The 20,509-nt window shown below is 61.5% G+C and carries 24 protein-coding genes; 9 read left to right on the top strand and 15 right to left on the bottom strand.

Going from position 1 to position 20,509, the window contains the following annotated elements:
* Window positions 1-67 precede the first annotated feature (67 nt).
* Window positions 68-496 carry a large conductance mechanosensitive channel protein MscL gene (gene mscL / locus AACO21_RS06035; protein WP_346191603.1) on the top strand — a complete coding sequence of 143 codons (429 nt, stop codon included), beginning with the start codon at window positions 68-70 and terminating at the stop codon, window positions 494-496.
* A 125-nt stretch (window positions 497-621) separates the two neighbouring features.
* On the opposite strand, the gene AACO21_RS06030 is transcribed toward mscL, so the two are convergent.
* The gene (locus AACO21_RS06030; protein ID WP_346191602.1) at window positions 622-1,773 is read right to left on the bottom strand and encodes an ABC transporter substrate-binding protein; all 1,152 of its coding nucleotides are present in this window, start codon (window positions 1,771-1,773) and stop codon (window positions 622-624) included.
* Window positions 1,774-1,927: 154 nt separating this feature from the next.
* On the opposite strand from AACO21_RS06030, the gene AACO21_RS06025 reads away from it, so the two are divergent.
* Window positions 1,928-2,422, top strand: a complete 495-nt coding sequence (locus AACO21_RS06025; protein WP_346191601.1) for a disulfide bond formation protein B — start codon at window positions 1,928-1,930, stop codon at window positions 2,420-2,422.
* A 198-nt stretch (window positions 2,423-2,620) separates the two neighbouring features.
* Here the strand turns inward: AACO21_RS06025 and rpmG are convergent, their stop codons facing one another.
* The 3 genes from rpmG to radC form a co-directional block, all read right to left on the bottom strand.
* Window positions 2,621-2,788: a 50S ribosomal protein L33 gene (gene rpmG / locus AACO21_RS06020; protein WP_011288870.1), complete on the bottom strand. Its 168-nt coding sequence runs from the start codon at window positions 2,786-2,788 to the stop codon at window positions 2,621-2,623.
* Between the two features lie 18 nt (window positions 2,789-2,806).
* On the bottom strand, window positions 2,807-3,040 hold the full coding sequence (gene rpmB, locus AACO21_RS06015) for a 50S ribosomal protein L28 (protein ID WP_290894891.1): 234 nt from the start codon (window positions 3,038-3,040) through the stop codon (window positions 2,807-2,809).
* 61 nt (window positions 3,041-3,101) lie between these two features.
* Window positions 3,102-3,815 (bottom strand): DNA repair protein RadC, encoded by a 714-nt coding sequence (radC, locus tag AACO21_RS06010; protein ID WP_346191600.1) that lies wholly within the window; start codon window positions 3,813-3,815, stop codon window positions 3,102-3,104.
* Between the two features lie 39 nt (window positions 3,816-3,854).
* On the opposite strand from radC, the gene coaBC reads away from it, so the two are divergent.
* Window positions 3,855-5,054, top strand: a complete 1,200-nt coding sequence (gene coaBC, locus AACO21_RS06005; RefSeq protein WP_346191599.1) for a bifunctional phosphopantothenoylcysteine decarboxylase/phosphopantothenate--cysteine ligase CoaBC — start codon at window positions 3,855-3,857, stop codon at window positions 5,052-5,054.
* A complete protein-coding gene (gene dut / locus AACO21_RS06000) occupies window positions 5,054-5,503 on the top strand; it encodes a dUTP diphosphatase (protein ID WP_346191598.1) in 450 nt (149 codons plus the stop codon). The genes coaBC and dut overlap by 1 nt, the downstream gene beginning before the upstream one ends.
* A gap of 80 nt (window positions 5,504-5,583) precedes the next feature.
* Here dut and rraA read toward each other — a convergent pair whose 3' ends face one another.
* The 3 genes from rraA to clpS form a co-directional block, all read right to left on the bottom strand.
* Complete coding sequence (gene rraA, locus AACO21_RS05995) at window positions 5,584-6,075, bottom strand: ribonuclease E activity regulator RraA (protein WP_346191597.1); 492 nt, start codon at window positions 6,073-6,075, stop codon at window positions 5,584-5,586.
* A gap of 64 nt (window positions 6,076-6,139) precedes the next feature.
* Window positions 6,140-8,401, bottom strand: a complete 2,262-nt coding sequence (gene clpA / locus AACO21_RS05990) for an ATP-dependent Clp protease ATP-binding subunit ClpA (RefSeq protein ID WP_346191596.1) — start codon at window positions 8,399-8,401, stop codon at window positions 6,140-6,142.
* The gene (clpS, locus tag AACO21_RS05985; RefSeq protein WP_346191595.1) at window positions 8,401-8,709 is read right to left on the bottom strand and encodes an ATP-dependent Clp protease adapter ClpS; all 309 of its coding nucleotides are present in this window, start codon (window positions 8,707-8,709) and stop codon (window positions 8,401-8,403) included. The genes clpA and clpS overlap by 1 nt, the downstream gene beginning before the upstream one ends.
* A 255-nt stretch (window positions 8,710-8,964) precedes the next feature.
* Here clpS and AACO21_RS05980 point away from each other — a divergent pair, with 255 nt between their 5' ends.
* Window positions 8,965-9,168, top strand: a complete 204-nt coding sequence (locus AACO21_RS05980) for a cold-shock protein (RefSeq protein WP_028994647.1) — start codon at window positions 8,965-8,967, stop codon at window positions 9,166-9,168.
* 91 nt (window positions 9,169-9,259) lie between these two features.
* Here the strand turns inward: AACO21_RS05980 and soxZ are convergent, their stop codons facing one another.
* Both soxZ and soxY read right to left on the bottom strand, forming a co-directional pair.
* Window positions 9,260-9,571 carry a thiosulfate oxidation carrier complex protein SoxZ gene (gene soxZ / locus AACO21_RS05975; RefSeq protein ID WP_346191594.1) on the bottom strand — a complete coding sequence of 104 codons (312 nt, stop codon included), beginning with the start codon at window positions 9,569-9,571 and terminating at the stop codon, window positions 9,260-9,262.
* 1 nt (window position 9,572) lies between these two features.
* A complete protein-coding gene (gene soxY / locus AACO21_RS05970; protein ID WP_346191593.1) occupies window positions 9,573-10,043 on the bottom strand; it encodes a thiosulfate oxidation carrier protein SoxY in 471 nt (156 codons plus the stop codon).
* 160 nt (window positions 10,044-10,203) lie between these two features.
* On the opposite strand from soxY, the gene AACO21_RS05965 reads away from it, so the two are divergent.
* Window positions 10,204-10,533, top strand: coding sequence for a hypothetical protein (locus AACO21_RS05965; protein ID WP_346191592.1), 330 nt, complete (start codon window positions 10,204-10,206; stop codon window positions 10,531-10,533).
* Window positions 10,534-10,725: 192 nt separating this feature from the next.
* Here AACO21_RS05965 and moaC read toward each other — a convergent pair whose 3' ends face one another.
* The gene (gene moaC / locus AACO21_RS05960) at window positions 10,726-11,211 is read right to left on the bottom strand and encodes a cyclic pyranopterin monophosphate synthase MoaC (protein WP_346191591.1); all 486 of its coding nucleotides are present in this window, start codon (window positions 11,209-11,211) and stop codon (window positions 10,726-10,728) included.
* A 64-nt stretch (window positions 11,212-11,275) separates the two neighbouring features.
* On the opposite strand from moaC, the gene AACO21_RS05955 reads away from it, so the two are divergent.
* The 3 genes from AACO21_RS05955 (at window position 11,276) to pabB (ending at window position 14,738) form a co-directional block, all read left to right on the top strand.
* The gene (locus AACO21_RS05955; RefSeq protein WP_346191590.1) at window positions 11,276-12,721 is read left to right on the top strand and encodes a M48 family metalloprotease; all 1,446 of its coding nucleotides are present in this window, start codon (window positions 11,276-11,278) and stop codon (window positions 12,719-12,721) included.
* A gap of 45 nt (window positions 12,722-12,766) precedes the next feature.
* The gene (locus AACO21_RS05950; protein ID WP_346191589.1) at window positions 12,767-12,994 is read left to right on the top strand and encodes a sulfurtransferase TusA family protein; all 228 of its coding nucleotides are present in this window, start codon (window positions 12,767-12,769) and stop codon (window positions 12,992-12,994) included.
* A 121-nt stretch (window positions 12,995-13,115) separates the two neighbouring features.
* Complete coding sequence (gene pabB, locus AACO21_RS05945; protein ID WP_346191588.1) at window positions 13,116-14,738, top strand: aminodeoxychorismate synthase component I; 1,623 nt, start codon at window positions 13,116-13,118, stop codon at window positions 14,736-14,738.
* A gap of 51 nt (window positions 14,739-14,789) precedes the next feature.
* Here the strand turns inward: pabB and AACO21_RS05940 are convergent, their stop codons facing one another.
* From AACO21_RS05940 to AACO21_RS05920, 5 genes are all read right to left on the bottom strand, one after another.
* Entirely contained in the window at window positions 14,790-15,275 is a 486-nt protein-coding gene (locus AACO21_RS05940; protein WP_346191587.1) for a hypothetical protein, read from the bottom strand.
* 3 nt (window positions 15,276-15,278) lie between these two features.
* Window positions 15,279-18,116, bottom strand: a complete 2,838-nt coding sequence (locus AACO21_RS05935) for a valine--tRNA ligase (RefSeq protein ID WP_346191586.1) — start codon at window positions 18,114-18,116, stop codon at window positions 15,279-15,281.
* A gap of 92 nt (window positions 18,117-18,208) precedes the next feature.
* Window positions 18,209-18,577, bottom strand: coding sequence for a hypothetical protein (locus AACO21_RS05930; RefSeq protein WP_346191585.1), 369 nt, complete (start codon window positions 18,575-18,577; stop codon window positions 18,209-18,211).
* Between the two features lie 4 nt (window positions 18,578-18,581).
* On the bottom strand, window positions 18,582-19,007 hold the full coding sequence (locus AACO21_RS05925) for a DNA polymerase III subunit chi (protein ID WP_346191584.1): 426 nt from the start codon (window positions 19,005-19,007) through the stop codon (window positions 18,582-18,584).
* Window positions 19,004-20,500 carry a leucyl aminopeptidase gene (locus AACO21_RS05920; protein WP_346191583.1) on the bottom strand — a complete coding sequence of 499 codons (1,497 nt, stop codon included), beginning with the start codon at window positions 20,498-20,500 and terminating at the stop codon, window positions 19,004-19,006. Before AACO21_RS05920 ends, AACO21_RS05925 begins: the two co-directional genes overlap by 4 nt.
* Between the last annotated feature and the right edge of the window lie 9 nt (window positions 20,501-20,509).

Genomic DNA, 20,509 nt, shown 5'->3' with positions numbered 1-20,509 from the left:
GGGATCGGCCAGGATACGAATAATCCGCTACCAACCCCCTCAATCACATTATTAAAAAGGAATGCACATGGGCATGATTCAAGAATTCAAGGAATTTGCAGTCAAAGGCAATGCGATGGATCTCGCCGTCGGCGTGATCATCGGCGGTGCCTTCGGCAAGATTGTCGAGTCGATCGTGGGCGATCTGATCATGCCGCTGGTCAGCCGCGTCGTCGGCAAGATCGATTTTTCCAACCTCTTCGTCGTGCTGGGTGATAACCCGAACAACCTCCTGACGCTGGCTGAACTGAAAAAAGCCGGGATTCCGGTTTTTGCCTACGGCTCGTTTCTGACCATCGTGGTCAATTTCGCCATCCTGGCCTTCATCATTTTCATGATGGTCAAGCAACTCAACCGCCTGCGTACGCCGGAAGCGCCGGCAGCCGATCCGGCACCGGCACCGACCCCGGAAGATATCGTTCTGCTGCGCGAGATTCGCGATTCGCTGAAGAAGTAAGGCGTCCTCTTTCCGGGGGAGGCGTTTTTTCCAGCTCCCGGGATGCAAAAAGGCCATCCATGTTTGTGGATGGCCTTTTGTTTTGCGGCGCCGACGAGATGCGGGTGCGTGCCGTGTGCTGCCCGCTATTTGAGGACTTTGCCGCCGGGGCCGATGACGGTCAGTTCCACGTGGCGTGATCCCGTCCGGCTGTTGCCGGAGTACTGCACGCGGTAGCCGCCCAGATCGACATTGTTCATGCCTTCGAGGGCCGACACCAGTTTTTCCCGGGTCGGGTCTTTGGGGCCGGTGCGGCGCAGGCCTTCAACCAGCGTGCGGGCCATGATGTAAGCCTCGATGCCATAGTAGGAGTAGGTCGTCCCTTGCTTCGGGAAAAGGCGCTGGTAGTCGCGGACGATGGGCTGGATGTCGTTCCAAGGGTAGGGCATCACTTGCGAGATGCCGATGCCGCGCGCATCCATGCCCAGTTCTTGCACCAGATGCTCGGTGCCGACCGGTGAAAGGGTCATGAACATCGGACTCTGGCCGGCTTTGCGCATGGCCTTCACGAAGGCTGCCGTCGGCTTGTAGAGGGTGACCATGATTACCGCCTGCGGGTTGGCTTTGCTGATGCTGGTCACGGCCTTGCTGACATCGATGGCATTGCGTTCGACCGTGCCGGTGGCGGATGGTGCGAGATTGTGCTTCTTGAGCGCGTTGGTGACACCATCCAGGCCGGACTTGCCGAAGCCGTCGTTCTGGTAGAACACGGCAATGCTCTTCAGGCCGAGGGAAACCAGCTGATTCACGATGGCTTCGGTTTCGTCGGCGTAGCTCGCGCGCACATTGAACATGTAGCGGCTGTTTGCATTGGCGCTGACCGGCTCACGCAGGGTATCGGCGCCGGAGATGGTGCCGATGAGCGGGACCTTGGCCGGGCCGAAGACCGTATTCATGGCTTCGGTGGTCGGGCTGGAGCCGTAGTAGGCGAGCAGGGCGAAGGCGCGCTTGTCGTTGATCAGCGTGCGCGTGTTGGCGACGGTGCGTTCGGTTTCGTAGCCATCGTCGAGTGCCACCAGATCGAGTTTGCGGCCGTGTACGCCGCCGTTTTTGTTCACCTGTTCGAAATAGGCGGAAATGGTTTGCCGCATGTCGATACCGTACGCCCCGTTCGGGCCGGACAGCGGGGCGGACATACCGATGGTGATGCTGGTGTCGGTGATGCCGGTGTCGTTGGCCCAAGTTGCGGTAGAAAAGGCGAAAACACCTGCAGCAGCCAGTTGCTTCAGGAATCGCATGCGTTGCACTCCCTCTGGTCGAATGCTTGGATTCTAACAGCCGATTTGTACCAAATGGAATGGATGGCTATCGCTTTCGTTATACCTTTTTTCCGTCCGGCGCTCACGTAGAATATTCAACTTGCCGTTGAGCGGTATTCTGAATGAGGTCGTGATGATGTTTTGGGGTTATCCGGTACGTGCCTGGCTGGCTGCTTTTGCATTGGGATGTCTGGGGTTGGTCGGCTTCGGTTTGTACCTGCAGGAGGCTTACCGTCTGGCGCCGTGCCCGTTGTGCATCTTCCAGCGTCTGCTTTATCTGCTGGCGGCGGGGCTGGGTTTGGCCGGGGCGGTGTGTCCGCGTGCAGCAAAGGCGGTTCCCCTGACGCTGGTGCCGGTGGCCTTGCTGGGGGCCGGGGTGGCCGGGTATCAGACCTGGATGCAGGCTTTTCCGCAACTGGCGACGGAGTGTGGTTTCAGTGATCCCAGCCTGATCGAGCGCCTGGTCGATTGGTTGGGCATGCAGTATCCCGCCCTTTTCCTGGCGACCGGTTTTTGCACCAGCCGCGAATGGGAGTGGCTTGGCCTCTCGATGGCCAATTGGTCTTTCATCCTGTTTGCCGGCATCCTGGGGTTTGGTTTGTTGCTGGCGCGCGCGCGTCGTTCCTGATTTCTCGCAGGCCTTGAGGGCGGGCTGCGGCCCGTCCGACGGTCGACAGCGAGAATGTGCCGTTTTCCGAGTTGCCCCAGGGGTTGCGCTGCGTATCGGGGCTTGAGCCGGGTATGTGCTGCTGATGGGGGGGGGCCGGGCTGAAAAAACAAAACCCGCCGTGAGGCGGGTTTGTCGAAAGCTGGAGAAGGAGCCGAATTACTTCAGCTTCACTTCCTTGTAAGCGACGTGCTTACGGGCCTTCGGATCGTACTTCATGAACTCCAGTTTTTCAGGCGTCGTGCGCTTGTTCTTGGAGGTGGTGTAGAAGTGTCCGGTACCAGCCGTGGATTCCAGCTTGATCTTTTCGCGACCGCCTTTAGCCATTTTTTAATCCTTCCTTAATCAGATTTCGCCGCGGGCGCGCAGATCGGCCAGGACGGAATCGATACCGTTCTTGTCGATGATACGCAGGCCGGCGTTGGAAACGCGCAGACGGACGAAGCGGTTCTCGCTTTCGACCCAGAAGCGACGATACTGCAGGTTCGGCAGGAAGCGGCGCTTCGTTTTGTTATTGGCGTGGGAAACGTTGTTCCCAACCATCGGGGCTTTACCCGTGACTTGGCAGACTCGCGCCATGATTGGTGCTCCAGAATTCGCTAGAAGAAAGCCCGCGATTGTAGCGAATAAGTTCAGGTAATTACAAGTGTTTTTTGCATCCTTTATCCGGGGCCCAGAGTAAACCGCGCTCGGCAAAGGACAGGGGCTGGCTGTTTCCGGCCACGATGAAATGATCCAGTACCTGGATGTCGACCGTCGCCAGCGCGGCTTTCAAACGCTGGGTCAGTTCTTCATCGGCACGGGATGGCTCGGCCACGCCAGAGGGGTGATTATGCGCCAGAATCACCGCGGCTGCACGGTGTGTGAGGGCTGCACTGACCACTTCGCGCGGATAGACCGCTGTTTGGGAGAGCGTGCCGGTGAACAGCGTCTCGGCGGCGAGCAGGCGATTCTGGCTGTCGAGCCAGAGCGCCATGAAGATTTCCTTGGGCTCATGCGCCAGCTTGAGGCGCAGCCAGTCGCGAACCTGGCCGGGCGAGGTGAGGAGATCACGCTCGCGCATGTGTTGGGAAAGGGCGCGCCGGCTCAGTTCGAAGGCCGCTTTCAATTGAGCCGCCTTGGCCAGGCCGATCCCCGGCGTGCGGGCCAGCTCGCCCGGGGCGGCGTCTACTAATAAGGCGAGCCGACCGTCGAAGCGTCGGAGCAGGTCGCGGGCCAGGTCCACCGCGCTCTTGCCGCGCACGCCCACTCTTAAATAGATGGCCAGCAACTCGGCATCCGAGAGGGCGCCGGCCCCCTGGCTCAGCAGGCGTTCCCGCGGGCGTTCTCCGGCGGGCCAATCGGTGATCGACATGGGCTTTCCAGTAGAATGAAACATTCGAATCGGCATTGTATGACAATGGAATTAATTGGAAAGCGCATCGTCCTCGGCGTTACCGGGGGCATTGCCGCCTACAAGGCGGCCGAACTGGTCCGTCTGCTGGGCAAGCAGGGGGCGGAAGTTCAGGTGGCGATGACGGAAGGGGCAACGCATTTCGTGACGCCGACGACCTTTCAGGCGCTCTCGGGGCGGCCGGTGTATCTCGATCAGTGGGATGCACGCATGCCGAATGCCATGGCGCATATCGACTTGAGCCGGCAGGCCGACCTGATGCTGGTGGCGCCGGCCTCCGCAGATTTTCTGGCGCGCATCACGCATGGCATGGCGGATGATCTACTGGCCACGATGGTGCTGGCGCGCACTTGCCCCTTGCTGGTGGCGCCGGCGATGAATCGCCAGATGTGGGAGAACCCGGCCACCCAGCGCAACATGGCGCAATTGGCGGCGGACGGCGTCGCGTTGCTTGGACCGGCCAGCGGTGAACAGGCCTGCGGTGAGGTGGGTGCCGGGCGCATGCTGGAGCCGGAGGATATCCTTGAGGCGGTGATCGCTTTCTTTTCGCCGAAGGTGCTGGCTGGACGTTCGGTCCTGATTACGGCGGGGCCGACTTTTGAGGCCATTGATCCGGTGCGCGGCATCACCAATCTCTCTTCCGGGCGCATGGGCTATGCCGTGGCGCGTGCGGCACGACATGCCGGGGCCAAGGTGACCCTGGTTTCCGGACCGGTCGGTTTTGCTGCCCCGCAGGGCGTTGACCGTATCCCGGTGCGGAGTGCGCTGGAGATGCACGACGCCGTGATGGCGCGGGCGGCCGGCAGCGATATTTTCATTGGTGTGGCCGCTGTGGCCGATTACCGGGTTGCCAATGCAGCAGAACACAAGCTGAAAAAGGACACAGGCGGGATCCCGCCGATCGAACTGGTGGAGAATCCCGATATTCTGGCGGGCGTCGCGGCCTTGCCGGATGGCCCGTTCTGCGTCGGCTTTGCGGCCGAGAGCCAGAATCTGGAAGCCTACGCCCAGGCCAAGCGGCGCAAGAAAAATATTCCGCTGATCGCCGGTAACCTGATTCAGGACGGATTTGGCGGGGACGACAACCGACTGGTGTTGTTCGACGACAAGGGGACTCACCCACTGACGCCGGCGCCGAAATCCGTGCTGGCGCGCCAGTTGATCGAACACATTGCCCAACTTTTGACAGGAAACGACTGATGCACCGTATCGATATCAAGATTCTTGATGCCCGCCTCCATGATTCCCCGCCGCAATACGCCACGCCGGGCTCGGCCGGGCTGGACCTGCGCGCCTGTGTTGCTGAGAGCCTGACCATCGAGCCGGGGCAGACCGTGCTGGTGCCGACCGGAATGGCCATTCACCTGGCTGATCCGGGTCTGGCCGCGATGATCCTGCCGCGCTCCGGGCTGGGCCACAAGCATGGCATCGTGCTCGGCAACCTGGTCGGGTTGATCGACTCCGATTACCAGGGCGAGTTGATGGTGTCGGTCTGGAACCGCGGGCAGAGCAGTTTCACGCTGAACCCGCTGGACCGCATCGCCCAGCTGGTGATCGTGCCTGTCCTGCAGGTGGCCTTCAACGTGGTGGAGGACTTTGACGCCTCGCTGCGTGGCGAAGGTGGCTTCGGGAGTACCGGCAAGGCCTGATTAACTTTCACGGAAAAGGGCGCCCTGGGTGAGCGTGTGCTCACTCAAGGCGCCCTTTTTACGTCCACGAATGCGGTTTGTCAGATCAGCGGTGTGTTGGCGACGAGCACGCCATCTTCATCTGCATAGAGGTATTCACCCGGGTGGAAGGTGACGCCGCCAAAGGTCAGGGCCAGACCACGGTCGCCGATGCCCTTCTTGACGGTTTTCTGCGGGTGGGTGTTGAGGGCGCGCACGCCGATGTCGATGCCGTTGATGTCGGCCGAATCGCGGATGCAGCCATACACGACCACGCCTTCCCAGCCATTCTTGTGGGCGAGGATGGCCAGCTGGTCGCCGACCAGGGCGCAGCGCAGGGAGCCGCCGCCATCGATGACCAGCACCTTGCCGTGGCCGGGTTCATTGAAAATTTCGCGGACCAGGGTGTTGTCCTCGAAGATCTTGAGGGTGACGATCTCGCCGCTGAAGGCAGCGCGGCCGCCGTAACGCTGGAACATCGGGGCAACGACGCGGACGCTTTTGCCGAGCTCGGCTTCGTACTGATCGCACAGGTCGGGGGTTTTGAAGCTCATTCTCTGTCTCCCAAAATGAAAAAGCCGCGCAATCTTGCACGGCTTTTTGGGGAGATGGCAATCCTCAGACTTCGGCGGTCGCTTTTTCCTCTTCGAACTGTAGCTTGATTTTGCCCTCGCCATCGAGGTCGACCGTGACCTTGCCGCCACTGGCCAGGCGACCGAAGAGCAGTTCGTCGGCCAGCGCGGAACGGATCGTGTCCTGGATCAGGCGGGCCATCGGGCGGGCGCCCATGAGCGGATCAAAGCCCTTGTCGGCCAGCATCTCCTTCACCTTCTCCGTGAAGTTGGCATCCACCTTCTTCTCATGCAACTGCTCTTCCAGTTGCATCAGGAACTTGTCGACTACGCGCAGGATGATGTCGTGGTCGAGCGGGCGGAAGGAAATGGTGGCATCCAGCCGGTTGCGGAATTCCGGTGTGAAGAGGCGTTTGATTTCGACCATTTCGTCGCCGGTTTCCTTGGTCGAGGTGAAGCCCATCGCGGTCTTTTGCAAGTCAGCGGCGCCGGCGTTGGTCGTCATGATAATGATGACGTTGCGGAAATCTGCCTTGCGCCCGTTGTTGTCGGTGAGTGTGCCGTGATCCATCACCTGCAGCAGGATGTTGAAGATGTCCGGATGCGCTTTCTCGATCTCGTCGAGGAGCAGCACGCAGTAGGGCTTCTTGGTGATCGCTTCGGTGAGCAAGCCGCCCTGATCGAAACCGACGTAGCCCGGGGGCGCGCCAATCAGGCGGGAAACCGCGTGGCGCTCCATGTATTCGGACATGTCGAAACGCTGCAGGTCGATGCCGAGGAAGTAGGCCAGCTGCTTGGCAACCTCGGTCTTGCCGACGCCGGTGGGGCCGGAGAAGAGGAAAGCGCCGATCGGCTTTCCCGGATTGCCGAGACCGGAGCGGGCCATCTTGATGGCCTTGGCGAGCGCATCGATGGCCTTGTCTTGGCCAAAGACGGTTGCTTTGAGGTCGCGGTCGAGGTTCTTCAGGGCATTGCGGTCGTCCATCGTGACGTGCTGTGACGGGATGCGCGCAATCTTGGCAACGATTTCCTCGATGTCCGTCTTGCTGATGACCTTTTTCTGCTTCGATTTCGGCAGGATGCGCTGCGCAGCGCCGGCTTCGTCGATGACATCAATTGCCTTGTCCGGCAGGTGACGGTCGGTGATGTAACGGGCCGAAAGCTCGACGGCAGACGAGATGGCCGTGGCCGAGTACTTGATGCCGTGGTGTGCCTCGAAGCGGGCCTTCAGGCCTTTCAGGATTTCCACGGTTTCGGCCACCGAGGGCTCGATGACGTCGATTTTCTGGAAACGGCGGGAGAGAGCGCTGTCCTTCTCGAAAATGCCACGGAATTCGGTGTAGGTGGTCGCGCCGATGCACTTCATCTGGCCGGAGGAGAGGGCCGGCTTGAGCAGATTGGAGGCATCCAGCGTGCCGCCGGAGGCCGAGCCCGCCCCGATCAGGGTATGGATTTCGTCGATGAACAGGATGGCATGCGGATTGTCCTGCAGGGCCTTCAGGACGCCTTTGAGGCGTTGCTCGAAGTCGCCACGGTATTTGGTTCCGGCCAGCAGGGCGCCCATATCGAGCGCGAAGACATTGGCCTTGGCCAGCACCTCGGGGACGTCGCCTTCGACGACTTTGCGCGCGAGCCCTTCGGCAATCGCGGTCTTGCCCACGCCGGCTTCTCCGACCAGCAGCGGATTGTTCTTGCGGCGGCGGCAGAGGGTCTGGATCACGCGCTCCAGTTCCTTGTCGCGCCCGATCAGCGGGTCGATCTTGCCTTGCAGGGCCAGGGCGTTGAGGTTGATCGTGTATTGCTCGAGCGGGCCGGCTTCATTCTTTTCGCCGGATTCGCTCTCGGACTCCGCCTCTGCCGGGGCCTTCTGTTGCGGTACCTTGCTGATGCCATGCGAGATGTAATTCACGACATCCAGCCGGGTGACCCCCTGTTTTTGCAGGAAATAGACCGCGTGCGAGTCTTTTTCGCCGTAAATGGCGACCAGCACGTTGGCGCCATTGACTTCCTTTTTGCCCGACGACTGAACGTGCAGGATGGCGCGTTGAATCACGCGCTGGAAGCCCAGGGTCGGCTGCGTGTCGATGTCGTCTTCACCGGAGACGCTGGGCGTGTGCTCATCGATGAATTCGCTGAGATCCTTCCTCAGCAGGTCAATTTTGGCGCCGCAGGCACGCAGGGTGTCGGCAGCCGAGGGATTGTCCAGCAGGGCTAGCAGCAGGTGCTCGACCGTGATGAATTCGTGGCGTTTCTGGCGCGCCTCGACGAAGGCCATGTGCAGGCTGACTTCGAGTTCCTGGGCAATCATCAGTTTTCCTCCATGATGCACGCCAGCGGATGCTGGTGCTGGCGAGCGAATGCGCTGACTTGTTCGACCTTGGTGGCAGCAATGTCACGCGGGAAAACCCCGCACACGCCGCGGCCATCGTTATGAACTTTGAGCATGATTCGCGTCGCTTGTTCAGTGTCCATAGAAAAAAAACGCTGCAGAACGGCGATGACGAAATCCATCGGGGTGAAATCGTCGTTCAGCAACACCACTTTATACATCCGCGGCGGCTGCAGCTTGCCTTTGCTGGCCTGCAGCACGCCATCTTCTTGAAACTTCGTAGCCATGAGTCCGATTCTAATGGGTTCGCTTCAATGTGCAACCAGCGCGTGATTCCGGCGCCAGCGCCTTGAATCTACTGGATTACATTGTTGCAGAGCAGCACGAAAAATCACTTGACGTCGCCATCTGATCGGGCGTAGAAAGCAATTGTTTGGATTCAATTTGCATCAAGGTTGCCGTGAGCACCACGCTGTTGAGCACAAACAGGGGAGTCGGGGAAACCCGGAAATTCGTGTGTTTTTTGTAAGAAAGTTTCAAGCATGGCAATCGGTACTGTTAAGTGGTTCAATGATTCCAAGGGTTTCGGTTTCATTACGCCGGATGATGGCAGCGAAGACCTCTTTGCGCATTTCTCGGCGATCAACATGAACGGTTTCAAGACCCTGAAGGAAGGCGAAAAGGTTTCCTTCGAAGTGGTTCAAGGCCCGAAGGGCAAGCAGGCGTCGAACATTCAGCGCGCCTGATCTGGTCCAGCGATCAAGCTAAAAAGCCCGCCTGATTTCAGGCGGGCTTTTTTTGTTGACCGTCGGGACGGTGTCTCCTGAGTTCTGGGGCTCAGTTCAGCGTGATTTCATCCTGGCGTTGTTCGCCACGGTTGTCTGTCCAGGTGACCGCAAGTTTGTCGCCGCTCTTGATGCCCTTGGCGCGGAAGCTGAAGAGCGGGTTCTTCGAGACTGATGTGTTCAGCTGGCCGTTGATCATGGGCTTGCCGTTCAGCAGTACCGAAAAGGTCTGGATGAAGTGGGCCGGCACGGATTGTCCGCGTTCATCCCGGCGTTGACCGGTTTCCATCGGGTGTTGCATGAGTACCCGGATGTCGGTCAGGTCGCCGTTGATTTGTGCCCGAATCTTGATTTGATCTGCCATGTCAGCCTCCGCAGCCACCGAGGGTGACTTTTACTTCACGAAATGCAACGTGATGCTTCCCGTCCGCGGTCTTCGCCACGATGCGTAGCCGGGTGCTCTCCGCGAGTTTGAGCTGAATTCGCGTGTAGGGCAGGGCGGGGGGTAAAAATTCCAGGGTTGAACAGAGCGGCATCGGGTTTTTGTCGGCAAATACGGCCAGGCTGCGGGTGTTCGGGATGTTCGAGGTGATTTCGACCTCGACCTTGCCCCCGTTTTCTGCAATTTCAGGTGCCTGGATCTGGATGTCGCGGGTTTCGGCAGCCTTTGCTGCACCGTAGGCCTTCAGCGCGTCCATGGGGGTTTTGGCGGTAAAGGCCGGCCGCGACCACTCGGTTGCCAGCACTGCGGTGGGGAGCAGCAAGCCTGAGCCCAGCCAGGGGGTGATCAGGGTGGCGCAGCTACCCTTGAGGAAGGTCCGTCGAGAAAGGGGCATGGTGTCTGAAAGGTGAGGGATGTTGACCGCCCATTCTAGCGGGCTTGGTTGGCAAAACAAAAATCAAACCATGTTTTGCGATAGGTTAAACCTGGGTGTCATCCTAGGGTGATAATGTCCGCTCTTCAGTATTGGGTGCGGTGTGTTTTCAGGAGGCGCAATGGGAAAAACTGTGGGAATGGCGGGGCGAGCCAAGACGCATGCAGTCCGTCAGGCTCGCGATGTCCTGCATGTTGAAGGTCACCTGGGATTCGATGCTTGGCCAGCCCTGCTTGATGTGGATATGCAAGGCATGACAGTCTGTCTTGCCGGGGTGCGCAGCATGGATAGCGCAGGTGTCGGCTTGATGTTGTCCGTTCGTGACCGTGGTGGCAAGGTGACCGCGTGTTCCGAGTCGGCCCGTTCACTGCTTGCCTTGGCGCGATTCTGCGGGGAGTGCAATAACTGCGAAAACCCGCCGCAGCAGACGCCGCGCTGGCCAGAGCGCTGAGGGGCGTTGACCAAACCGTCTGATCTCCGCCCTTTCTCCCCCGCTGGGATAAAAATGGGCATAAACCATCGGTTAAGTATGGGGCAGGATGTTTCGCAGGGGGCCGGTCAGCGGTTCCGTACCCCGATCCTCTTTCCGAATCTGAGAAATCGGTGCGCGGCGCGGTCCGAAGCCTGGCGATGAGCCTGTGACTTATTCGTCCGCTGTCCAGTGTCCCGACTTGCCGCCCTTCTTCTCCAGCAGTCGAATATTTTCAACCACCATGCCGCGATCAACGGCTTTGCACATGTCGTAGATGGTGAGCAGGCCGACTGAAACGGCGGTCAGGGCCTCCATCTCGACGCCGGTGCGGCCATGGCACTCGGCGGTGACGGCACAGTGTACGGTGCTGGTTTTGGCATCGATTTCGAAGTCGACCGCAACCCGGGTGAGGGCGATCGGGTGACACAGCGGAATCAGGTCGCCGGTGCGCTTCGAGGCCTGGATGGCGGCAATGCGGGCGATGCCGATGACGTCGCCCTTTTGGGCGTTACCTGCCTGGATGCGGGTCAGGGTGTCGGGATGCATGCGAATGCTGCCGGCGGCGCGCGCAACGCGTGCGGTTTCAGCCTTGCTGCCGACGTCGACCATGTGTGCCTGGCCGCTGGCATCGAAGTGGGTAAGGGTGTTTTCGGTCACGTTGGCTTACGTTTGGTTACGATCCGGCCCGGGGGCCTGGAACAGGGTGCGCTATCATAGCACCATGCCTTTGACCCGCCGCCTGCTCGCCGCCTTGCTTGCCCTGACCCTGGCTGTGCCGCCGGTGGGGGCGGATAACCTCCCTGAATTGGGCGATGTGGCCAGCAACGATCTTTCCCTGGCGACAGAAAAGCGCATCGGCCAGCAGATCATGCATGAGATTCAGGCGCGTGACATGGCCTATCTCGACGATCCGGACATCGAGACTTACCTCAATCAACTGGGGGGGCGCCTGGTGGCGGTGAGCACCGACCCCGGGATGGGTTTTTTCTTTTTTCCGATCAATGATCAGAGCATCAACGCTTTCGCGATGCCCGGCGGGTTCATTGGCGTGCACGCCGGGCTGATGCTGGCGGCCGAAAGTGAGTCCGAGCTCGCCGGGGTGCTCGCACACGAAATTTCCCATGTGACCCAGCGCCACATTGCGCGCCAGGTCTATCAATCGAAAAAGCTCAGCATTGCCTCGATGGTGGCGATGGGGCTTGCCCTGCTGGCCGCACGTTCGAGTACGCAGGGGGCGACGGCGGCCATCGCGGGTACACAGGCGGGGGTCTTGTCCGCCCAGTTGGCTTTTTCGCGCGATTTCGAGCGCGAGTCGGATCGTCTGGGTTTCGAGATCCTGCGCAAGTCGGGCTATGACGTGCGCGGCATGTCGGCGTTCTTTGGCCGCTTGCAGAAAGCGGTCCGGCTCTACGAAAACAATGCCACAGCCTATCTGCGAACCCACCCGCTCTCCGGTGAGCGGATGAGTGACATGCAGAACCGGGAGGTCGGTGTGCCGTACCGGCAGGTGGTGGATAGTCCCGATTTCCAGCTCGTTCGGGCCAAGCTGCGCGCCATGCGCGGCATTCCGGTCGAGGCAGTGCGCGATTTCAGCAGCTTGTTGAAAGAACAGAAATATCCTTCCGAGGCTGCGGCGCGCTATGGCCTCGCCTTTGCCTACTATCGGGCCCAGGATTGGGGGGCGGCCGAACGCGAGTTGCTCGCCGCACGCCGTTTGAAGGGCGGAAGTGCGATGCTCGAACGCCTGCTTGCCGAAACGCGCCTGGCGCAGGGCGAGACGCAGGCCGGGCTGGCGGTGTATCGCGAAGCGATGCTGCGTTTTCCGCTCAACATGGGCCTGGTCTACGGTTATGGCGCGGCCTTGATCAAGGCGCGGCGTTTTGACGAGTCGCTGCGATTTGTGGAAAGCCAGCTCCAGAATTATCCGGCAGATGTCCGCCTGCATCGGATGCGTGCCGAAAGCTTTGCCGGCCAGGGACGACGGGCGCCGCAGCACCAGGCCCTGGGGGAGGCCTTCGCGTTGCAGGGGCAGACCGGTGCGGCGGTTGAACAACTGCAACTGGCCCAGCGGGCCGGGGATGCCAATTTCTACGAGCAGTCGGTGATCGATGCGCGTCTGCGCGAGTTGAAGAAGCAACTGGCCGAGGAAATGCGGGAACGCCGCTGATTGGGGTTAAAATCCCTCCCTTGGATTTCCTGAGAAGCACTGACCATGGAATTTGATCGCGATCTCGATGTCACGGGCTTGAACTGCCCCTTGCCCATCCTGCGGACCAAGAAAACGCTGGCGGAAATGGAGTCTGGACAGATTCTGCGCGTGCTGGCCACCGATCCGGGTTCCTTGAAGGATTTTCCGGCTTTCGCCAAGCAAACCGGCAACGAGCTGGTGGCGGATGGTCAGGATGACCGCACCTTCATTTTTTTCCTGAAGCGTAAGTAAGCTGCACGCCGTCGCGTTTTTTGAAGATCGGCAGGCGCCCGCCGGCGACCCTGCCGCGTGGCGTTTTGAGGGCCTGATCGACTGCCTGCAGGCGCACGATGCGGCCTCGCTGGCGGCGGTCTTGGCGCGTCTGGCTGCGGAACCGGCCTGGACCGTACTCGCCCTCGATTATGAGCTGGGTTATGTGCTTGAGCCGCATGCCGCCCCGGCGGGGTGGATGCCTTCACCGGCACGCCCCTTGGCGCGCTTTTGGCGTTTTTCCGAGCGGATCGCGTGTTCTGCCGAGGTGGCGGAGGCCTGGCTGGCTCAACACGCCGGCGATGCGGCTGCCGGCGTGGTCGATCTGTCGCCCGCACTCGATGAAAAAGCCTATTGCCAGGCCGTTGACCGTATCCAGCACTGGATTACCGAGGGCGACTGCTATCAGGTGAATTTCACTTTTCCGCTCTCCTTCCGCTGGTTTGGCAGCCCGCTTGCCCTCTATCGTCGCCTGCGGGCACGGCAGCCGGTGCGCTATGGCGGTTGCGTGTCGGATGGCGCGTCGGCCTGGGTGTCGCTCTCGCCCGAACTCTTCATCGAGCGTCAGGGCGAGATCGTGCGTACCCGGCCAATGAAGGGCACGGCGCCGCGCGCCGTGTCGGCGGATGTCCTGCGTGAATCGACCAAGGATCGCGCCGAGAATCTGATGATTGTCGATCTGCTGCGCAATGACCTCGGCCGAGTGGCGGAACACGGTAGCGTGCGGGTCGAGCGCCTGTTCGAGATCGAGGCCTATCCGACGGTCTGGCAGATGGTTTCGGAAATCTCGGCGCGCGTGCCGGGGGGCGACTTTGAGGCGATCCTGCGGGCGTTGTTTCCGTGTGGCTCGATCACCGGTGCACCGAAAATCCGCGCCATGCAGATTGCGGCCGAACTCGAGCAAATGCCGCGCGGGCTTTATACCGGTGCGCTCGGCTGGCTGGCGCCGAATGGCGACTTCCGTCTCAATGTGGCTATCCGGACCCTGGCGCTAGAGGCGGATGGGCGGGGGCGCATGGGCGTGGGCAGTGGCATCGTCGCCGATTCCGTGGCCTCGGCTGAATGGCAGGAGTGCCTGCTCAAGGGCCGTTTTTTGACCGATGCCGATCCGGGCGTGCAATTGATCGAAACCCTGCGCCTGGAAAACGGACAGTTTCCTCATCTGGCCGGGCACGTGGCGCGTCTGCGCCGCTCCGCAGCCTGTTTCGCTTTTCCGCTGGATGAGGCCGATTTGCGGGGGCGTCTGGATGCGTTGCCGAAGACCGGTGTCTGGCGCGTACGTGTCACCCTGGATAAAGCCGGTCAGCTTGTCGTGGCCCATTTCCCGCTTGCGCCGGAGCCGGCCGGGCCGCGCCATGCCACCTTGGCCGCAACGCCGATTGTCAGTGCGGATCCGTTGCGCGCGCACAAGACCACCGCGCGGGCCGTGTATGACGCGGCGTTGGCCGGGATCGCGGCGCAGCCGGAGATTTTTGACGTGGTTTTCCTGAACGAGCGCGGCGAAGTGGCAGAAGGTGCGCGCAGTTCGGTGTTCGTCGAGCGGGATGGTGTGTTGCTGACACCGCCGCTGAGCAGTGGCGCCTTGCCTGGTGTCTTGCGGGCGGCGTTGCTGGCCAGTGGGCGCGCGCGCGAAGCGGTGCTGATGCCGGCGGATCTGGCGGGCGGGTTCTGGCTGGGGAATGCCCTGCGTGGGCTGATTCCGGTTGCCCTGCGGTCAACGTCCTGAACGGGCCGTTTTTCAGGCAGTCAGGACGGTTGACCGTCGGGATGAGGGCGATTACTTGCTCAGCTTGCGCAGATAAAGCAGGCCGAGGCTGACCAGGGCGCCGAGCACGGCATAGAGGAAGACCTTGCCGCCGATTTCCTGATACTCAACGAGGACCGGCGTGTCTTCAGCGATGCGGTAACGCACCTTGGTCTGGAAGTTCCAGGCGCTGGCTTTCGATTCGATCCCGATGGCGTGTGCCTGCCATTGAACCGTGATCAGCTCGTAAAAGGTTTCGCCGCTCGTTTCCGGCGGCGTCACGCTTTTGATGCGGCCCTCGGCCTTGGCTTTGGGGAGTTCACCGACCGGCAGCGCACAGGCGCTACCGTCCGCGCAGGTCACGGCCAGCGGGTAGTCAGGCAGCCAGTCGCCGCCTTTCTGCCAGGGCCAGAGCATGAACAGCCCCAGCCCCCACAGCCAGACCAGCACGCAAAACACCATGAAGGCCGTGAAGATCGCCGTGAAGCGATCTCCCGGTTGCGTGGCGGGCGCGCTCATCGCTCAGTTCCCCAGCTTGGCCAGTTGCGGCTTCAGCTGTTCCAGCGTGGCGCTGAAGTCGGCGACGCGCTGCTTCTCCTGCTCGACCACGGCGGCCGGCGCGCGGGCGACGAAGCCCTCGTTGGATAGCTTGCCCTGCGCGATGGCGATCTGCTTTTCCAGCTTCTCGATTTCCTTCTTCAGGCGCTCTTTTTCGGCGGCGACGTCGATTTCGACCTTGAGCATGAGACGGGTTTCGCCGACCACGGCCACCGGTGCCAGCGCATCGGCCGGCATGTCGGCAACGATCTGGACTTCCGAGAGCTTGGCCAGCGCAGCCAGGATCGGGGCGAACTCGGCGATCTCGTCACCGCCGCCGGCGACCAGCAGCGGGGTGCGCTGGGCCGGGGAGAGGCCCATCTCGCCGCGCAGGTTGCGGCACGCGTAGGCGAGTGCCTTCAGGCGGTCGACCTTGGCTTCTGCATCGGCGTCGATGCGCTCGATGTTGGCCGTCGGGTAGGCTGCCAGCATCAGCGAGTCACCGGTCTTGCGGCCGGCGATCGGGGCGACGGTCTGCCACAGTTCTTCGGTGATGAAGGGAATCAGCGGATGGGCCAGGCGCAGGATGGTTTCCAGCGTGCGCACCAAGGTGCGGCGGGCGCCGCGCTGCTGGGCCTCGTCACCGGTCTGGATCTCGACCTTGGCGATTTCCAGATACCAGTCGCAGAACTCGTCCCAGACGAATTTGTAGATGGCCTGGGCGATCAGGTCGAAGCGGTAATCGACGAAGTGACGTTCGACTTCCTGCTCGACGCGTTGCAGCTGGCTGACGATCCAGCGATCGGCAAAGCTGAATTTGAGGCGTTTTTCACCGTCGACCGTACAGGCACCGTTGGTACCCTGCTGGTGTTCGAGGGCCAGGTCGTGACCTTCGACGTTCATCAGCACGAAGCGCGTGGCGTTCCACAACTTGTTGCAGAAATTGCGGTAGCCGTCGCAGCGGTTGAGGTCGAACTTGATGTCGCGGCCCGGCGAGGCGAGCGAGGCGAAGGTGAAGCGCAAGGCATCGGTGCCGAAGGCCGGAATCCCTTCCGGGAACTCCTTCCTGGTCTTCTTGGCGATGCTTTCCGCCTGCTTCGGATTCATCAGGCCGAAGGTGCGCTTTTCAACCAGCGCGTCGATGCCGATACCGTCGATCAGATCGATCGGATCGAGCACGTTGCCCTTGGACTTGGACATCTTCTGGCCTTCGCCATCGCGGATCAGGCCGTGCACATAAACGTGCTTGAACGGAATCTTGCCGGTGATGTGCTTGGTCATCATGACCATGCGGGCGACCCAGAAGAAGATGATGTCGAAGCCGGTGACGAGCACCGACGACGGCAGGTACTGCTGCAGCATCTGGTTGGCCGCATCTTCGGCGTCATTGCCGGTCCAGTCCAGGGTCGAGAACGGCCACAGGGCGGAGGAGTACCAGGTGTCGAGCACGTCGGCATCGCGGTTCAACTGGCCGGCGTAACCAGCCTGATCGGCCAGCTTGCGGGCTTCTTCTTCGTTCTGGGCGACAAACACTTCGCCATTGACGCCGTACCAGGCCGGAATCTGATGGCCCCACCAGAGCTGACGGGAGATGCACCAGTCCTGAATATTGTTCAGCCACTGGTTGTAGGTATTGACCCAGTTTTCCGGATAGAACTTGATCTCGCCGGAATGGACGACTTCCAGGGCCTTCTCGGTGATCGACTTGCCATCGGCGCCCGGTTTGGACATGGCGACGAACCACTGGTCGGTGAGCATCGGTTCGATGACGACGCCGGTCCGGTCGCCGCGCGGCACCTTGAGTTTGTGCTTGTCGATCTGGACGAGCAGGCCGGCCGCTTCCAGGTCGGCGACGATGGCCTTGCGGGCATCGAAGCGGTCCAGGCCGCGGTATTTTTCCGGTGCGTGGTCGTTGACCTTGGCATCCAGGGTCAGGATGGAGATCATCGGCAGGTTATGGCGCTGGCCGACTGCGTAGTCGTTGAAATCGTGCGCCGGCGTGACCTTGACGCAGCCGGTGCCGAATTCGAGGTCGACATAGCTGTCGGCAATGACCGGGATTTCGCGATCGGTCAGCGGCAGCTTGACCATCTTGCCGATCATGGCCTTGTAGCGCTCGTCTTCCGGGTGAACCATCACGGCGGTGTCGCCGAGCATGGTTTCCGGACGGGTCGTGGCGACCACCAGGCTGCCCGAGCCATCGGCCAGCGGGTAGCGGATCTGCCACATGAAGCCGTCTTCTTCCTCCTGCACGACTTCCAGGTCGGACACGGCGGTGTGCAGCTTCGGGTCCCAGTTCACCAGGCGCTTGCCGCGGTAGATCAGGCCTTCGTTGTAGAGGCGGACGAAGGTTTCGGTGACGACCTTGTTGAGGCCGGCATCCATCGTGAAACGCTCGCGCGTCCAATCCGGGCTGGTGCCCATGCGGCGCATCTGGCGGGTGATGGTACCACCCGAGTATTCCTTCCATTCCCAGACCTTTTCCAGGAACTTCTCGCGGCCGAGATCGTGGCGGGAGATGCCCTGAGCGTCCAGTTGGCGCTCGACGACGATTTGCGTCGCGATGCCGGCGTGGTCGGTGCCCGGTTGCCACAGGGTGTTGTGGCCCTTCATCCGGTAGTAACGGGTGAGGGCATCCATGATGGTCTGGTTGAAGCCGTGACCCATGTGCAGCGTGCCGGTCACGTTGGGCGGCGGCAGCAGGATGCAGAAATTGTCGGCCTTGCTGCGGTCGGCGCCGGCAGCGAAGTAATTCTTGGATTCCCACTCGGGGTACCAGCGGCGTTCAATATCCGCAGGTTCGAAGGCTTTGGCGAGTTCCATCTGTCTGGAAAGAAAGGGGAAAACCCGCGATTATACCGGAGCCGGGAGGCGCTCAGGCGCCGATGCTGCGCTTTGTGCTGTCGAAGCAGCGATTAACGTGGTGAGGCGGGCGGCTGTTCGGCTTGTTCGGCAAGCAATTCGTCGAGGCAGCGTTGAATCAGGCCGGGGAGCAGGGCATGCAGGTGGGTCTCGACACGCCGGGTCAGTTCGGCCAGCAGGTCGGGCGGGAGGTCGGGGTTGGCCGAGTGGGCTGTGGTCTCGAGCGGGGCGGGGTTGGTTTCAGCCGTGTTTTGGACGTCGACCGTCGGGGTGGCCGCAGGGCTGTCATCGATGTCGAGCAGGAGCGGAATGTCGTCTTCGTCGATGGCGTCGGTCAGGACGGGCGGCTCGGCGGTTTCGGTGCTGCCCTGCCGGCGGCGGTGCATCAGGGCGTCGGCGCGTGCAAGGATGGGACTGGGCATGGGGTCAGCCTCGGTCGCTCAAGTCAAAAAAACGGACATCGTGGCCGAGTTGCTTGTACTGGCGGACACGTTCGCGTGCAGCGTCGCGATCGGCCTCGTCCTGCCCGACCACCTCGATCAGGTTGTCGAAACGTTCGAAGCCGGGCGGCAGGTCGCGTGAAAGATTCATCAGGCGTTCCGTCTGCGGCGGTGCGCCCAACTGGTCGGTGATCAGAATGGGGGTTTCGGCAGCGAGCGGCGAGTCGGCGCGGCAATGCGGCACGAAACTCAGCGCCGGATGGGTCCAGAGCTGACGGTCGACCTGATGGGCGACCTCATTTTCCGTGGCGTAAACCAGCATGGCCTTGCGCTTGCTCCACGCACCGCCGAGCAGGGCGCAGGCCGCCGCGATGCGGTCGGCCGCGCCGTGATAGAAGAAAACCTGGCTCAATCGAGTTTCCCAGCGCGTTGCAGGAGATAGTGCGTGAGCAGCGGTACCGGACGCCCGGTCGCACCTTTGTCGGCACCCGATTTCCAGGCCGTGCCGGCGATGTCGAGGTGAGCCCAGTCGTATTTCTTGGTGAAGCGCGACAGGAAGCAGGCCGCCGTGATGGCGCCGCCCCAGCGGCCGCCGATGTTCGCCATGTCGGCAAAGGGGCTCTTCAGGAGATCCTGGTAGTCGTCCCAGAGCGGCATGTGCCAGGCGCGGTCATGCGCTTCCTCGCCGGCATCCAGCAGGTCGCGCGCCAGGCTGTCCTTGTTCGAGAAGACCCCGCTCGCAATATTGCCCAGCGCGACGACACAGGCGCCGGTCAGTGTGGCGACATCGATCACGGTGTCCGGATCGAAGCGCTCGGCGTAGGTCAGCGCATCGCACAGGATGAGCCGGCCTTCGGCATCGGTGTTGAGAATTTCGATGGTCTGGCCCGACATGGCGGTGACGATGTCGCCGGGGCGCGTGGCATTGCCGCCGGGCATATTCTCGGTGGCCGGGACGATCACGGTCAGGTTGATCGGCAACTGCATGCGGGCCACGGCCTGCATCGTGCCGAGCACGCTGGCGGCGCCGCACATGTCGTACTTCATTTCATCCATTTCGGCTGCCGGCTTCAGCGAAATGCCGCCGGTGTCGAAAGTGACGCCTTTGCCGACGAGCACGATCGGCTTGTCGGCGGCCTTGGCGCCCTTGTAGGTCAGCGCGATCAGTTTTGGCGGCTGGTGCGAGCCGCGTGCCACCGCGAGCAGGGCGTGCATGCCCAGGGCTTCCATGTCGGCGCGTTCGAGAATCTCGCAGTCGAGCTTGAAGGTCTCGGCCATGCTGCGCGCCTGGTCGGCCAGGTAGCTCGGGTGGCAGACATTGGGCGGCAGATTGCCCAGGGTCTTGGTCAGGGCGAGGCCTTCGGCAATGGCGACGCCCTGTGCCTGGGCTTCTTCAGCCTCGCTCAGCTCGTTGCGGCGCTCGACGGCGAGCGTCAGCTTGCGCAGGGGGCGGCGTACATCGTCCTTCTTGCTCTTGAACTGATCGAACTTGTAGGTGGTGTCGAGGGCAATCAGTGTGGCCTGACGGATGCGCCAGGCGGTGCTGCGCTTGCGTACGGCCAGTTCGGTGAGGAAAAAGGTGGCATCGAACGCACCCGTGTCGTTCAGTGTTTTGACGGCGACGCGGATGGCGTTGCCGAATTCCTTTTCGCGGAAGTCCTTTTCCTTGCCCAGGCCGACCAGCAGAATGCGGTCGGCGAGCGTGCCGGGCACGCTGTGCAGCAGCAATGTCGTGCCTGCTTTGCCTTCCATGTCGCCGCGCCGGATGATGTCGGCGATGTAGCCGTTCGAGGCTTTGTCGAGCAATTCTGCCGGCAAGGTCAGTTTGCGCGATTCAAACACGCCGACGACCACGCAGGCCGTACGCTGTTTTTCCGGGCTTCCGCTTTTTATGCTAAATTCCACGCGCTGCTC

It is taken from the genome of Dechloromonas sp. ZS-1 (assembly GCF_039649255.1).
GTDB lineage: Bacteria > Pseudomonadota > Gammaproteobacteria > Burkholderiales > Rhodocyclaceae > Azonexus.
Note: the sequence above shows the minus strand (reverse complement) of the source record. Positions and strands in the feature narration are given on the sequence as shown.